This window comes from Caulobacter sp. ALps2 (assembly GCF_058681635.1).
Genome location: NZ_CM178743.1, coordinates 5,049,421 through 5,063,499 on the forward strand (window position 1 = coordinate 5,049,421; position 14,079 = coordinate 5,063,499).

The window sequence follows — 14,079 nt, forward strand, 5'->3', positions numbered from 1 at the left end:
GCCCAGGCGGCTCGCCTTGCGCCCCTCCTCCCTGACATTCGGAGTTCATCATGACCACCACCGCCCAATACGGCGGCGAGACGATGCTCGCCCCTGCCCCAACGCCAACCGGCGCGACCACGCCCAAGATGACCCATCCCCTCGCGGGCTGCGTCACGATCGACGCCACGCTGGATGGCTACCTGAACAACGCCCGCGCCGGGACGCCGACCGCCTCGCCCAACACCAGCGTCCAGACGGCCGCCACGGCGCTTTCCAAGTGCCTTGGTCCCAAGAAGCCCGGCGGCCAGACGGCCAACATCGTCGGCCACGGCATGGAAGGCCTGATCGTCACCGGCGCCGGCCAGGCGGTCGGCACGGCCAACCAGCATATCGGGATCGACAACGAGAACGTCTGGAGCCCGCTGTTCTCACCGATGACCGGCACGATGACGGGCCTGGCCCTCTATGGCTGCCACGTCGGCGCGGGCGAGGACGGCGCCCAGCTGCTCCACGACCTGGCCAAGGCCGTGGGCGTCAATGTCTACGGACCCACGGGGCTGATCTATTGCGACGGCAACGGCGATTTCACGCTGGAGGCCAACTCGCAATGGCAGGTGGCCACGCCCCAGGCCGTGCCGCCGACGATCGCGCCGCCGCAGGTCGTGTCGCCGCCCTCGGGCGACGTCCACCTGCACCTGCTCAGCAACCTCGTGCGCACGACGCTCGAGCAGCTGAAGCACGCCCACTATCGGCCGCATCACGCCATCCCGCAGCGGTCGGAGGACACGATCGACATCCGCGTGCTCGTGCGCGAGGTGCATTGGGATAAGCCGTTCACGCTGCCAGGCCAGCACTCGGCCGTGCTGACGGGCCAGCTGCACCTGCACTTCGGCTTCGGGGAACGGACGATCAAGAAGCAGTTCTCGGTCTACAACCACACCCTGCTGCAGGACGACGACAATCCGGGCGTCTACTACCGCGCCTCCAGCCTGTGGCGCATCACGCTGGCCCTCTAGTCAGCGCGCTTGAAACAGACGGGGAGAAGCGGACGGGCGACCGTCCGCTTCTTTCGTTGTCGGATCTAGGCCGAGGCCGCCGCCGGCGGGTCCAACTTGTAGACGCGCGAGCAGTACTCGCAGGTCACGTGGACCTTGCCGTCGGGCTCGACCATGTCGGCCACTTCCTCGGCCGAGAACGAGTCCATCACCACGCCGATCCGCTCTTCCGAGCATCGGCAGAAGGCCCGCAGCGGCTTTTCCTCCAGCAGGCGCACGCCGTCCTCGTTGAACAGCCGCCACAACAGAGTGGGCGTCGTCAGGGTCGGGTCCAGCAGTTCGTCCTCGCCGGTGGTCTCGAACAAGGCCTGCACGTGGGTCCAGGCGTCCTGGGTCTCGCCCCGGGCCTGGTCGCCCGCGATGACCTGGATCAGGATGCCGCCGGCGCGCCACTTGGGGCCCTCGCCCGTATCGACCTGGCCAACGGCCAGACGCACGCGGGTCGGGGTCTGCTCCGACTGGGCGAAGTACTGCTCGGCGCACAGGGCCAGGGTCTCGCCTTCGATGGGCGTGACGCCTTGGTAGCGGTCCATGTCCGCGCCCTGGTCCAGGGTCATGATGAACACGCCGCCGCCCAGCAGGGTCTTGGCCCCCGGACGCGTGAAGCCTTCCGAGGCCTTGGCGACCTCTTCCGGATCGAACCGGCAATAGCCGCGCAGGCCGCCGCTGGTGTCGTAGTCGACCACGACGTAGCGCACGGGGCCGTCGCCCTGGGCCTGGATGATCAGCCGACCTTCGAACTTCAGGCTCGAGCCGACCAGGGCGGCCAGCGCGCACGCCTCGCCCAGCAGGTTGGCCACCGGCTCGGGATAGTCGTGACGGGTCAGCACCTCGTCGACCGCGGCGCCGAGACGGACCATGCGGCCGCGCACGGGCAGGCCTTCGATCTGGAATGCGGAAACGACGTCGTCGAGGACGCCGGTGTTGGGGGCGATGTCGGTCATGGGGAGGCTAGATAGGGCGTCTTTCCAAAAAAGCGAGAGGAACCGCTATCTGACGCCGAACAGCCGCAGATCGACCGCCGCCGCCATGGCCTTGTAACCCGCGTCGCCGGGGTGCAGCCAGTCGCCGCTCTGATAGGCCGCGACCATGGCGTCGGGCTTGGCCGGATCGCGCACGGCGGCCTCGAAGTCGATCACCCCGTCGAACGCGCCCGAGGTCCGGATCCAGGCATTGACCGCCTGGCGGATCGCCTCGGTCTGGGGCGAGTGGCTGCGATAGCCGCCTTGGGGCGTCAGCGTGCCGCCATGGATCCGCAGGCCCTTGGCGTGGGCGCGCAGGATCAGCTGCTTGTAGGCGCCGATCAGATCCTCGGCATTGGCCCGCTCGCCAAATTGCGGATTGAACGCGCGATTGATGTCGTTGATGCCTTCCAACAGCACCACGTCGGTCGCGCCGGGCACGGAGAGGACATCGCGGTCGAAACGCGCCAGGGCGCTCTGGCCGGAGCGCTCGCGCAGCACGCGGTTGCCGCTGATGCCGACATTGACCACCGCCGCGCGGCCCGCCAGACGCACGGCCAGCTGGTCTGGCCAGGACTGGTAGGCGCCCGGCGTCGAGCCCGCGCCCTCCGTGATGGAGTCGCCCAGGGTGACGATCACCCGCCGCGGCTGGCGTGATGCGACCTCGACCCCGGTGACGATCGCGCCCAGGCGCAGCGGCTTGTCGCCGAAGCGGGCGGCGGTCGTGAAGTCGCCCTTGTCCGACAGGGTCTGTCGCAGGCTGTGGGCTGGGAGCTTGGTCTCCTCGGGCAGGTACAGGCTGACGGCCAGTTCCCGCAGCGCCGCCACGGATAGGTCGACGGGATCGCTGTACAGCGGCGCGCCCGGATAGATCATCGCCTGGGCCTGGCCGCCGAAGGTCAGGGCCTTGCCCTCCCCCGCCGAGCCGTCGGCCTTGGCCAGCGCGACCACCGCCTTGCCGATGACCAGCGGCGCGGTCCCGAACTCGTTGGAGAGGCGTACGCGCACCTTGGTCCCGGCCGCCGAGACCCGGACCAGCTGGCGCAGGGTGACGTCGGTCACGGTCGAGGGCGAGGCCGGCGGCGGCGGGGTCTGTTGCGTGGCCGGCGGCGCGGGAGCCGGCGCGGGCGCGGGATTGGGCGCGGAGGCTGGCGGCGGCGCGGCCGGCGGCGTGGGCGCGAAGCCCCAGGCGCCCAGCCAGCAATCAGCCGCCAGGGCCTGGCTCGCCATGAGGCAGGCCGCCACGCAGACGGCGGTGAAATGACGAGCCTTCATGAGGTCCCTCCCGATCTTGTTGGGAAGGAGCCTACCGAAGGCGCGCCAGGCGACACCCCACTTTTTAGTCCTGACCGATGGCCCCGAACACCCAGGCCAGCACCGACTTCTGGGCGTGGATGCGGTTCTCGGCCTCGTCCCAGACCAGCGAGCGCGGGCCGTCAAGGACGGCGTCGGTGACTTCCTCGCCCCGGTGAGCCGGCAGGCAGTGCAGGAAGACGCCGTCGCCGGCCGCCAGGTCCATCAGCTTGTCGTCGACCTGGTAGGGCTCGAGCGCGGCCAGGCGCTCGTCGTGGTCGGTGTCGCCCATCGAGACCCAGGTGTCGGCCACGACGACGTCGGCGCCCTTCACGGCTTCCTTGGCGTCGGTGGTCATGCTGACCTTGCCCCGCAGGCCCTCGGCGCGGGCCAGGTCGTGCAGGTCGGCGTGATAGACCGCCGGACAGGCGATCTTCAGCTCGAAGCCCAGCAGCGGCGCGGCGTGGATGAAGCTGGAGCAGACATTGTTGCCGTCGCCGACCCAGGCGATCGTCTTGCCGGCGATCGGGCCGCGATGCTCCTCGATGGTGAGGATGTCGGCCATGATCTGGCAGGGGTGGCTCTTGTCGGTCAGGCCGTTGATCACCGGCACGGTCGAGACCTGGGCGAAGCGCTTGACGTCGGCGTGGCTGTTGGCGCGGATCATCACCGCGTCGACCATGCGCGACAGCACCTTGGCGGTGTCCTCGATGGTCTCGCCCCGGCCCAGTTGCATGTCCGACGAGGTCGAGATGATGGCGCTGCCGCCCAGCTGGCGCATCGCCGCGTCGAACGAGAAGCGGGTGCGGGTCGAGTTCTTCTGGAAGATCATCGACAGCACGCGGTCCTTGGCCGGCGCGTCGGCGTCGACCCGACCCCGCGGCCAGCCCTCGCGGGCCGCCTTGCGGGCGTGGGCGTCGTCGAGCAGCAGGCGCAGCGTCGCGCCGTCCAGCTTCCACAGGTCGATGAAGTGCCGGGGGGTGGTCATCTTGGCCATATCCCTAACGGTTCCGCCCGCCCCGTGGTCCGGAGCGGGCGGCTAGTGCTGGTTGTCGTTTTAAGCCGAGGCCTTGGCGCGCGCGGTTTCGCAGGCCTTTTCCAGCTTGGCGATCGCTTCGCTGGCTTCCTCGACGGTCAGGTTCAGCGGCGGCAGCAGGCGCACGCAGTTGTCGCCGCCGCCGGCGATCAGCAGTTTCTGATCGCGGGCCATGACCATGAATTCGCGGTTGTTCGGCACGACCTTGATGCCGATCAGCAGGCCCTTGCCACGAATGTCGACGATGACGTCCGGGAAGCGATCCTTCAGGCCGTTCAGCTGCTGGGTGAAGTAGCCGGCGACGGTCTTCACATTGTCCAGCAGTTCTTCGGTATTGATCGCATCGAAGGCCGCCGCGCCGACCGCCATGGCCAGCGGGTTGCCGCCGTAGGTCGAACCATGCGTGCCCGGCGTCATGCCCTTGGCGCCTTCGTTCGACGCCAGGCATGCGCCGACCGGGAAACCGCCGCCCAGGGCCTTGGCCACGCACATGATGTCCGGCTCGCTGCCCGGCGCCCATTCGTGGGCGAACAGCTTGCCGGTCCGGCCCATGCCGCTCTGGACTTCGTCGTAGATCAGCAGGACGCCGGCGTCGCGGGTGATCTGACGCAGTTCCAGCAACTGGGCTTCGGTCAGCGACCGCGCCCCGCCCTCGCCCTGCACGGGCTCGATTATGATCGCGGCGGTAGTCGGGCCGATGGCGGCCTTCACGGCGTCAATGTCGCCGAACGGCAGCTGGACGAAGCCCGGCAGGCGCGGGCCGAAGCCGTCGAGGTAGCCGGCGTTGCCCGAGGCGTTCACGGCGGCGTACGAGCGGCCGTGGAACGACCCGTCGAAGCCGATGACGTCAATCCGTTCCGACTGGCCGTTCACCACGTGATAGCGGCGCGCGGCCTTCAGGGCGCACTCGATCGCCTCGGTGCCCGAATTGGTGAAGAACACCACGTCGGCGAAGGTGGCGGCGCACAGCTTGTCGGCCAGCACTTCCTGCTCGGGGATCGTGTAGATGTTGGAGACGTGCCAGAGCTTCTCGCCCTGGGCCTTCAGCGCATCGACCAGCACGGGATGGGCGTGGCCCAGGCCGCAGGTGGCGATGCCGGCCACGCAGTCCAGATATTCCTCACCCGTGGTCGAGAACAGTCGCGCGCCTCGGCCTCGTTCGAACGCCAGCGGGGCGCGGTTGTAGACGCCCATGATGTGGTGTTGCGAGGAGTTGGACGCGTTCGCGGTGCTCAAGACCGGCCCTCCTAAAAGGAAAGAAGCCCCCGCACTGTTCATGCGGGGACCGGAAGGCCGCAGGTTGTCGCCGTGGAACGACGTCGTGTCAATCAACGGACTGTGAAAGCGCGCTGAAAAGCCGACGAAATCCGGCGATCTTCCCGGACAGCCGCGAGGCGGCCCCAAAGGCCACCGGTGTCAGCTCTTCAGGCGATAGCCGGTGACGAACAGGCGCCAGCACCACAGGAACAGCGCTACCGTCAGCGCGCCCGTGGCGACGACGCCGATCGCGATCGAGCCGTCGGCATGGCCGATGAAGCCATAGCGGAAGCCATCGATCAGATAGAAGAACGGGTTGAAGTGGCTGGCCGAGCGGAACGGCTCGGGCAGCTTGTCGACCAGGTAGAAGGTGCCCGACAGGAACGTCATCGGCATGATCAGGAAGTTGGTCACGGCGGCCAGCTGGTCGAACTTCTCGGCCCACAGGCCCGCCAGCACGCCGGCCAGGCCCAGGATCAGCGAGGCCGTGACGGCGAAATAGACGATCGCCCAGGGGTGAGCCAGTTGCAGGCCCGCGCCCGGCAGCAAGCCGATGACGATGGCGGTCACCGCCCCGACCACGACGCCGCGCGTCGCCGCGCCCAAGGCAAAGCCCAGCACCTGTTCCAGCGCCGACAGCGGCGGGGTCAGGAAGTCGGGCGTCAGGCCCATCATCTTGGCCTGGATCAGCGACGACGAGGAATTGGCGAAGGCGTTGTTCAGGATCGCCATCATGATCAGGCCAGGGGCCACGAAATGGCCGAAGGTCACCCCGCCCACGGCCGGTCGGCTGGAGCCGACGGCGACCACGAAGACCAGCATGTAGAGCAGCGTGGTGACCACCGGCGCGGCCACCGTCTGAGTCCCGACCTTCCAGAACCGGCGGATTTCGCGCTGATACAGGGTGACGAACCCGGACCAGTTCCAGCCGTGATAGTCGCGCGGCCGCGGCGGAATGACGCTGTTCGTCATGTCTCTCATAGGCTCAACCCGTTGTTCTGCTTGGCCATGTGCGCCTTGGGGGGCCTTTCCGCAAGCTTGGGCTTGCCTGAATCAACATCTTGTTTCTGTGGACAGAGTCGATGGCGCCCATTGTGCGTTTTAACACATTCTTTACGATATCTAGTAGGACGACCGCCGGCGGGGCGGTTTGATCACCAGATGTGGGGTTGAAGAGCGTGGGGACGCGCTTCTCTCCATTCAACGGCGGAGACGGGTTATGAGCTGGACCGACGAACGGGTCTCGACCTTGAAGAAGCTCTGGCTGGACGGCCTGTCGGCCAGTCAGATCGCCAAGCAATTGGGCGGCGTTACGCGCAACGCCGTCATCGGCAAGGTGCACCGCCTGGGCCTCTCGGGCCGCGCGGCGCCCTCGCAACCGGCGCGGCCGGCCTTCAAGGCTCCGCGTCCGGCGCGTCCGGCCGCCCAGGCCATGCCGTCGGCGCCGCGCCGCGTGACGCCGGTCGAAGCGCCGTCGTCGTCGGTTCCGGTGGCCTCGGCCCCCGCGCCGCTGCCGGCCTTCCGTCACGAGGAGCCGGGCTCGGCCACCGTGCTGACCCTGGGCGCTCACATGTGCAAGTGGCCGATCGGCGACCCGTCGTCGGAAGGCTTCACCTTCTGCGGTCGCCGCTCCTCGGAAGGCCCCTACTGCGTCGAGCACGCCCGGGTGGCCTACCAGCCGCAGCAGACCAAGAAAAAGGGCGGCGCCACCGAGCTCGCCCGCTCGCTTCGCCGCTACATCTAATAAGAACAAAAGTCTCTCAGGCGGCGGATCCCGGGCAGCTCGACAGCTGCCCGGGATTTTCCATTTCCGGGAGAGGCTCTAGATAGGGCCCATGACGGACCTCGCGCCGAACGATTCCAACGCGCCGCCCTATTCGGTTTCCGAGCTGGCCTTCGCCCTGAAGCGGACGCTGGAGGATCGCTACGGCTTCGTGCGGCTGCGCGGTGAGCTGTCCAAGGTCACCCACCACTCCAACGGCCACGTCTATCTGACCATCAAGGACGACAAGTCCGCGATCGACGGCGTCGTCTGGAAGGGCAATGTCCGGGGCCTGGGCGTGCGGCCCGAGCACGGGCTCGAGGTCATCGTCACCGGCAAGATCACCACCTATCCAGCCGGCTCGCGCTACCAGATCGTCATCGACAGCATGGAGGCCGCCGGCGTCGGCGCCCTGCTCGCGCAGCTTGAACGGCTGAAGGCCAAGCTGGCGGGCGAAGGGCTGTTCGCGCCCGAGCGCAAGAAGCCCCTGCCCTCGATGCCGGCCGTGGTCGGCGTCATCACCAGCCCGACCGGCGCGGTGATCCGCGACATCCTGCACCGCATCCGCGACCGATGGCCCTGCCACGTCCTGGTCTGGCCGTGCGTGGTGCAGGGCGACGCCGCCGCGGCCCAGGTCAGCGCGGCCATTCGCGGCTTCAACGCCATCACGCCCGGCGGCTCCGTGCCGCGTCCCGAGATCGTGATCGTCGCGCGCGGCGGCGGCTCGGTCGAGGACCTGTGGGCCTTCAACGACGAGGCCTTGGCCCGCGCCGTGGCCGAAGGGACCATCCCGTTGATCTCGGCCGTCGGCCACGAGACCGACACCACCCTGATCGACTTCGTCTCGGACCGTCGCGCGCCGACCCCGACGGCCGCCGCCGAGATGGCGACGCCAGTGCTGGCCGAGTTGCGCGCCCTGATCTCCGACTTCGACCGCCGCCTGAACCGCTCGGGCGCGCGCCTGATCGAGGATCGCCGCACCCGCCTGGTCAGCGCCGCGCGCGGCCTGCCCCGTCCGGACGACATCCTGGCCCTGGCCCAGCAGCGGTTCGACATCGCCTCGGGACGACTGGACGCGGCCCTGCACCGCAACACCACCGTCCACGCCCAGGCGCTGCTCAAGGTCACCGCGCGCCTGACGCCGGACGCCCTGCGCCGTCAGCACGCGGCCAAGGCTGACCGGGTGGCCGACCTGGGCGCGCGCTTGAACGCTTGCGGGACCCGCGCGCCGGAACGCGCCCGGACCCACGCGCGCCTGCCCCTGCTCTGGGAACGCCTGCGGTCGGCCGGCAAGCGCCGCCTGGTTCGCGCCGAGGACCAGTTGGCCAATCTGGACAAGCTGCGCCAGTCGCTGAACCCGCGTCGGCCGATGGAGCTGGGCTTCGCGCTGGTGCGCAAGGCCGACGGGACCATCATCCGCTCGTCCGCCGCCCTGGCGCTGGGCGATCACGTCTCGCTGCAGTTCGCCGACGGCGAGCGCGAGGCGGTGATCGGCAACGAAGGGCCGCCGCCCTCCTCGGCCACACCGGCGCGCCCGCCGCCGGCGCCGCCACGGCCCAGGCCGGTTCCGCCCAAGACCGATCAGGGCGATCTGTTCTGAAGCCCCATACTGGCGTAAAGTAAGAGCCATGAACGCTTTCGATCGTGATCTCGGCAAGTCCGACGGCCTGGCCGTCCTGCACTATGGCGACGGTGAATATGCCGTGCTCAGCCCTGGCCGCTTCGTGCTGTGCGCCATCACCAACAAGCAGATCCCGTTGGAAGCCCTGCGGTACTGGAGCCCCGAGCATCAGGAAGCCTATGCCGGCCCGGGCGAGGCGCTGAAGCGTTGGCAAGGGGCCTGAGCCGCCGCGCGGTCCTCACCGCGCTTCCGCTTTCCACCGTCTTCGCCACGACGACCCGCGCCGCCGCGCCGGGCCTCATCCTGTCGGGCAAGTTCATCCAGGGCGGCTATGCCGTCGGCCGCACCACGCCCGGCGCGACCATCGACGTCGATGGCCAGGTCCTGAGCACCGCCTCGACGAACGGCTGGTTCGTGGTCGGCTTCGACCGCGACGCCGCGCCGGCCAGCACGCTGACGATCGCCACGCCCGACGGCTCGGCCGTCAACGAGCGGCCGATCGCGGTCGGCGACTTCGACATCCAGCGCATCGACGGATTGCCGTCCGAGCAGGTCACGCCGACCGACCCGGCCCTGCTGGCGCGCATCACCGCCGAGAATGTCCGCAAGGTCGCCGGTTTCGCCAGCCAGGCCGACCTGGAAGGGTTTCGCGACGGCTTCATACTCCCGGTTGTGGGCGCGCGACGCTCGGCCCGGTTCGGCGGCCAGCGGATCCTGAACGGCGAACCCAAGCGTCCCCATTATGGGGTTGATCTGGCGACCCCGGTCGGCACGCCCGTGCGCGCTCCGGCGGGCGGCGTGATCGCCTTCGCCGAGACGGGATTGCATTACGAAGGCGGTCTCGTCCTGGTCGATCACGGCCAAGGTCTGGTGACCGCCTATCTTCACCTGTCTAAAATCCTCGTGCCCACGGGTACTTACGTCAAACAGGGCCAGTTGATCGCCGAGACTGGCAAGGAAGGCCGCGCGACAGGCCCCCACCTGTGCTGGCGCATGAAGTGGCGCGGCCGCAACCTGGACCCGTCCCTCCTGGTTGGCGCGGGACCATTCCGGGCCTAGTTTCCCCCCTGGCGCGAGTTCCAATCATTCGCTAGCTATGCCGCCGTATCGGGATAGGGGATCGTCGTGGGAGCGGTCGCCATGGTCCTGGTCTTTCCGCGAGATTCTTGAGGAGGCGGCTCCCGCATGTCGGCGGCGCTCGAAAAGCTGCGCTTTTTGCTGGTGGACGATAACCAGCATATCCGCGCGATCGTGTCGGCCATCCTCAAGGGCGTCGGCGTCCGGCACATCCGTGAGGCCATGGACGGCGCCGAGGGGCTGCAGATCCTGCGCGACTGGCAGACCGACATCGCCATCGTCGACTTCAAGATGTCGCCGCTGGACGGCGTGCAGTTCACCCAGCTGGCCCGCAACTCGCCCGACAGCGTCGATCCGTTCCTGCCGATCATCATGCTGACCGGCTTCGCCGAGCGTCACCGCGTGTTCGAGGCTCGCGACGCCGGCGTCACGGAGGTGGTGGTCAAGCCGGTCACCGCCCGCTCGCTGCTGGATCGCATCAATACGGTGATCTATCACCCGCGGCCGTTCATTCGCTCGGCGGACTATTTCGGCCCGTGCCGCCGCCGCCGCGTCGACCCGCACCATTCGGGGCCCTTCCGCCGCGTCGGCGAGAAGGACGCCGCCGGAAGCGCCGTCGAGATCTAGCCGCCCTGTCCGGCCGCCGCCGCGCGCTCGCGCTCGGCCAGGTCCGCGTAGACTTCGTTCGGCCAGCGCCGGTGGACCCAGAACCACTCGGCCGGCCGCTCGCGGATGCGATCTTCCATGAAGGCGTTGATCATCCGCACCCCGGCCTCGATGTCGGCCGTGCGGTTTCCCGTGCTGGGCGGGACGATCGGGTCATGCACCACCGCGCGGAACCGAGCGCCCTTCAGGCGCTGCACCGACATGGGCTGCAGCACCGTGCCAAAACGGATCGCCATCCGTGTCGGCGCTGGCGCGGTGCGGGAATCGTGGCCGAAGAACGGAGCCGCCACGCCGCTGTTGAACTTCTGGTCGTTCATGAGGGCGACCGACCGGCCCTCCATCATGCCCTTCAGCAGCTCGCGAGACCCATCCCCGCCCTTGGGCGCGAACAGGCGCACGCCGTACCGGAAACGGCTGTCGCGGATGCGCTTGTCGACATAGGGGTTGTTGGCCGCGCGATAGGTCATCTCGCAGACCACGCCGCTGTCGACGATGGCCGCCGGCATGACCTCCCAGTTCGACAGGTGGCCCGAGACGAACACCACCGGAATCTTCTGCTCGGCGATCTGGGCGAGGCGCTCGCCATTGACCACCTCGACCCGGCCCGTGGACGGCAAGATCTTGTCCATCAAGGGGAATTCGGCGAACGAGCGGCCCAGCCCCTCCCACTGTTCGTCAAGGATCCGCGCGTGCCAGGCGGCGTCCTTTTCCGGGAAGGCCAGCTTCAGATTCCGCGTGGCGACCTTGTGCGCCCCGCTCATCGGGCCGAACGTGCGGCCCAGCCAGCCTCCGAAATCCGAAGCGCGATCGACGCCCATCAGACGCACGGCGCCGATGAAAAGGTCGAAGCCCAGGGCCTCCAACCGCCAAAGAAGGTCCTGAACCCAGGGCTGACGCTTATCCGACATGGCTCCTTACTAGGTTAGCTCACACGTATCGCGCAACGCCGTCCGGAGCCTGTCTGATTTCAGACAGGCTCCAAGTTCAAACACAGAGAGCGCGTTAGTCGGCGAAACCGCGCGCACTTTCGCCTGACGCGCTCTCGCCCGGCACGCGACTTGCGGCTGTCGAACCAGACCGTTCCGTTTCGGGACGGCTCCGGAAAAGCTAGGGGGCACGGCTTCCATGGGTAACGACATCGATACGCATCTGGGCAAGCGCCTGCGTCGCCGCCGCCGTCTGCTGGGTCTGACCCAGCAACAGCTGGCCGCCGCCGTTGGCGTTCGTTTTCAGCAGATCCAAAAGTACGAGTGCGGCGCCAACCGCATCTCGGCCGCACGGCTGTGGCAGCTGTCCGAGGCTCTGGAAGTGCCGGTCGGCTACTTCTACGACGGCCTGTCAGAGGTCCGCCGCGAGACCGCGGACTCGGCCGAGGGCGGCGAAATGTTCGCCCGCAAGGAGACGCTGGATCTGATCCGCGCCTACTACCTGCTGGGCGAGCGTCCGCGCCGTCGCCTGCTGGACCTGGCCAAGTCACTGAACGGCGGCGCTCCCGAGCACGCCGACGCGTAAGATCGGTTGTAGCGTACGTGCGGCGGGGGCGTTAAACCCCGCCCATGACGCTCTCCGCTGACACGCTCGCGACGCTCGACGCCTTCATCATCGATCTCAACCGGGCTTCGGCGCAGGTGATCCTGCCGCTGTTCCGGGCCGACCACGGCCTCGAGGACAAGGGGGCGGGCAAGAACCTGCCGCGCGACACCCACGCGGCGTTCGACCCGGTGACCGAGGCCGACCGCGGCGCGGAAGCGGCGATCCGGCAACTGATTTCGGAGCGCTATCCCGAGCATGGCGTGATCGGCGAGGAATACGGCGAGGACCGCCCGGACGCCGAGTTCGTCTGGGTGCTGGACCCCATCGACGGCACGCGCGCCTTCATCTCCGGCCTCCCGCTGTGGACCACCCTGATCGGCCTGCGCCACCAGGGCCGCCCCGTGCTGGGCTCCATCGGCCAGCCCTATGTGGGCGAGGTCTTCGTCGGCCATGCCGGTGGCTCGCGCCTGCTGGCCCGTGGCCAGGAGACGCCGATCCACGTGCGCGAATGCGCCGACCTGACCGACGCCGTGATCGCCACCACCGACGCCGACGCCTGCTTCGACGGGGCCGAGCGCGGCGCCTGGCTGCAGGTGCGCGCGGCCGCCAAGCTGGCCCGCATGGGCTGCGACGCCTATGCCTACGCCATGGTCGCCATGGGCAAGATGGACATGGTCATCGAGGCCGGCCTGAAGTCCTGGGATATCGAGGCCGCCATCCCCCTGATCGAAGGCGCCGGCGGCGTCGTCACCAATTGGCGCGGCGACCCCATCGGCCCGAACGGCGGCCAGATGGTCATCTCCGGCGACCGCCGCCCCCTGGACGAGGCCCTGGTCAGTCTGAGGCGTTCGGCGAAATAAGAGGCTCGCGCGGCGCGACCGGATCGACGGTCTCGTCGAAGGCCCGCCAGAAGATCGCCCGGCGGGCATCGGTCTCGATCAGGATCTCGTGGAAGGCGCCCGGGACCTCGACATAGCGGCCCTTGGGTATACGTCCCGCGATTGATTCCGCGTCGGCGTTCAGCACGCGGTTGTCGAGTTCAGCCGCGACGATCGTGACTGGAACGGCGATCTTCTCGACGCCCTTGCTGCTCCGCAGCCACGCGCAGGCCGAGATGGCGAAGTCCGCCCAACCCCAGGTCATGGCGCCCAGCGCGATCTCCGGATCGGCCCGCAGCTGCGCCTGGTATCGATCGTAGCGCGTCTCGTCGTGGGTCAGGCCATCGCCCTGGAAGGTCTGGGTCAACGGATCGTAGGCGGCCGATACGTACTCGCCGGCCATCCCGACCCGGGACATCGTCCAGGCGAGGGGCTTAGCCAGCCAGGGCGGCACGCCGGCCGTGTTCAGGCCCAGCATCGGCGCGGACATCACGGCGGCGGCGAACCGCGTCTCGCCATGGGCCAGGGCCAGCATCGTCAGGCAGCCGCCCATCGAGTGGGCCACGGCGATCCACGGCTTGGGCATGCGGTCCTCGAAGGTGTCGAGCAGCGCCTTGTAGTCCGAGACAAAGGTCTTGAAGCCCCGGGCATGGCCCTTGAGGCGGTCCGGCAGAGCGCGCGCCGACAGCCCCTGCCCTCGCCAGTCGTGCATCAGCACGGCGAAGCCGCGCTTTACGAGGTCGTCGACGACCTCGAAATACTTCTCGATCGGCTCGGTGCGGCCGGGGCTGAGCACCACCGTTCCACGCATTCTTTCAGACGTGGATGGACCTTTCGGGAAAAACGTCGCGGCGCGGAGGGTCGCCCCATCCGCGCCGCGAAACCATTCAGCCTTACCGTGGTCGGGAACCGGAGCGTCCGCAATCGAGACGAGACGCGGTTCCTCTCCCATTCGGC

At 68.5% G+C, this 14,079-nt stretch carries 15 protein-coding genes; 8 read left to right on the forward strand and 7 right to left on the reverse strand.

Annotated elements, in window-relative coordinates; translation table 11 throughout:
* The first annotated feature begins 50 nt into the window (after window positions 1-50).
* A complete protein-coding gene (locus tag ACW173_RS23810) occupies window positions 51-998 on the forward strand; it encodes a DUF4347 domain-containing protein (protein ID WP_492082618.1) in 948 nt (315 codons plus the stop codon).
* A gap of 65 nt (window positions 999-1,063) precedes the next feature.
* Here the strand turns inward: ACW173_RS23810 and ACW173_RS23815 are convergent, their stop codons facing one another.
* From ACW173_RS23815 to ACW173_RS23835, 5 genes are all read right to left on the reverse strand, one after another.
* Window positions 1,064-1,981 (reverse strand): Hsp33 family molecular chaperone, encoded by a 918-nt coding sequence (locus tag ACW173_RS23815; protein WP_492082620.1) that lies wholly within the window; start codon window positions 1,979-1,981, stop codon window positions 1,064-1,066.
* 45 nt (window positions 1,982-2,026) lie between these two features.
* Window positions 2,027-3,274: an SGNH/GDSL hydrolase family protein gene (locus tag ACW173_RS23820; protein ID WP_492082621.1), complete on the reverse strand. Its 1,248-nt coding sequence runs from the start codon at window positions 3,272-3,274 to the stop codon at window positions 2,027-2,029.
* Window positions 3,275-3,338: 64 nt separating this feature from the next.
* Window positions 3,339-4,280, reverse strand: coding sequence for an ornithine carbamoyltransferase (gene argF, locus ACW173_RS23825; protein ID WP_492082623.1), 942 nt, complete (start codon window positions 4,278-4,280; stop codon window positions 3,339-3,341).
* A gap of 69 nt (window positions 4,281-4,349) precedes the next feature.
* Window positions 4,350-5,564 carry an aspartate aminotransferase family protein gene (locus ACW173_RS23830; protein ID WP_492082625.1) on the reverse strand — a complete coding sequence of 405 codons (1,215 nt, stop codon included), beginning with the start codon at window positions 5,562-5,564 and terminating at the stop codon, window positions 4,350-4,352.
* Window positions 5,565-5,744: 180 nt separating this feature from the next.
* Window positions 5,745-6,566 (reverse strand): ABC transporter permease, encoded by an 822-nt coding sequence (locus tag ACW173_RS23835; RefSeq protein ID WP_492082627.1) that lies wholly within the window; start codon window positions 6,564-6,566, stop codon window positions 5,745-5,747.
* A gap of 238 nt (window positions 6,567-6,804) precedes the next feature.
* Here ACW173_RS23835 and gcrA point away from each other — a divergent pair, with 238 nt between their 5' ends.
* The 5 genes from gcrA to ACW173_RS23860 all read left to right on the forward strand — a co-directional run bounded on the left by gcrA (window position 6,805) and on the right by ACW173_RS23860 (window position 10,672).
* Entirely contained in the window at window positions 6,805-7,329 is a 525-nt protein-coding gene (gene gcrA, locus ACW173_RS23840; protein WP_492082629.1) for a cell cycle sigma 70 cofactor GcrA, read from the forward strand.
* 91 nt (window positions 7,330-7,420) lie between these two features.
* Window positions 7,421-8,947 (forward strand): exodeoxyribonuclease VII large subunit, encoded by a 1,527-nt coding sequence (gene xseA / locus ACW173_RS23845; RefSeq protein ID WP_492082631.1) that lies wholly within the window; start codon window positions 7,421-7,423, stop codon window positions 8,945-8,947.
* Window positions 8,948-8,975: 28 nt separating this feature from the next.
* Window positions 8,976-9,191, forward strand: a complete 216-nt coding sequence (locus ACW173_RS23850) for a DUF2093 domain-containing protein (RefSeq protein ID WP_492082632.1) — start codon at window positions 8,976-8,978, stop codon at window positions 9,189-9,191.
* Entirely contained in the window at window positions 9,176-10,027 is an 852-nt protein-coding gene (locus tag ACW173_RS23855) for a M23 family metallopeptidase (RefSeq protein WP_492082633.1), read from the forward strand. Before ACW173_RS23850 ends, ACW173_RS23855 begins: the two co-directional genes overlap by 16 nt.
* Window positions 10,028-10,153: 126 nt before the next feature.
* Entirely contained in the window at window positions 10,154-10,672 is a 519-nt protein-coding gene (locus tag ACW173_RS23860; protein WP_492082634.1) for a response regulator, read from the forward strand.
* On the opposite strand, the gene ACW173_RS23865 is transcribed toward ACW173_RS23860, so the two are convergent.
* The gene (locus ACW173_RS23865) at window positions 10,669-11,619 is read right to left on the reverse strand and encodes a lysophospholipid acyltransferase family protein (protein ID WP_492082636.1); all 951 of its coding nucleotides are present in this window, start codon (window positions 11,617-11,619) and stop codon (window positions 10,669-10,671) included. The two genes, ACW173_RS23860 and ACW173_RS23865, sit on opposite strands and share 4 nt — an antisense overlap.
* 217 nt (window positions 11,620-11,836) lie before the next feature.
* Here ACW173_RS23865 and ACW173_RS23870 point away from each other — a divergent pair, with 217 nt between their 5' ends.
* Complete coding sequence (locus ACW173_RS23870; RefSeq protein ID WP_492082638.1) at window positions 11,837-12,223, forward strand: helix-turn-helix domain-containing protein; 387 nt, start codon at window positions 11,837-11,839, stop codon at window positions 12,221-12,223.
* A gap of 44 nt (window positions 12,224-12,267) precedes the next feature.
* Window positions 12,268-13,104 carry a histidinol-phosphatase gene (gene hisN / locus ACW173_RS23875; protein ID WP_492082639.1) on the forward strand — a complete coding sequence of 279 codons (837 nt, stop codon included), beginning with the start codon at window positions 12,268-12,270 and terminating at the stop codon, window positions 13,102-13,104.
* Here the strand turns inward: hisN and ACW173_RS23880 are convergent.
* Complete coding sequence (locus tag ACW173_RS23880) at window positions 13,079-14,074, reverse strand: alpha/beta fold hydrolase (RefSeq protein ID WP_492082641.1); 996 nt, start codon at window positions 14,072-14,074, stop codon at window positions 13,079-13,081. The genes hisN and ACW173_RS23880 overlap by 26 nt on opposite strands.
* Between the last annotated feature and the right edge of the window lie 5 nt (window positions 14,075-14,079).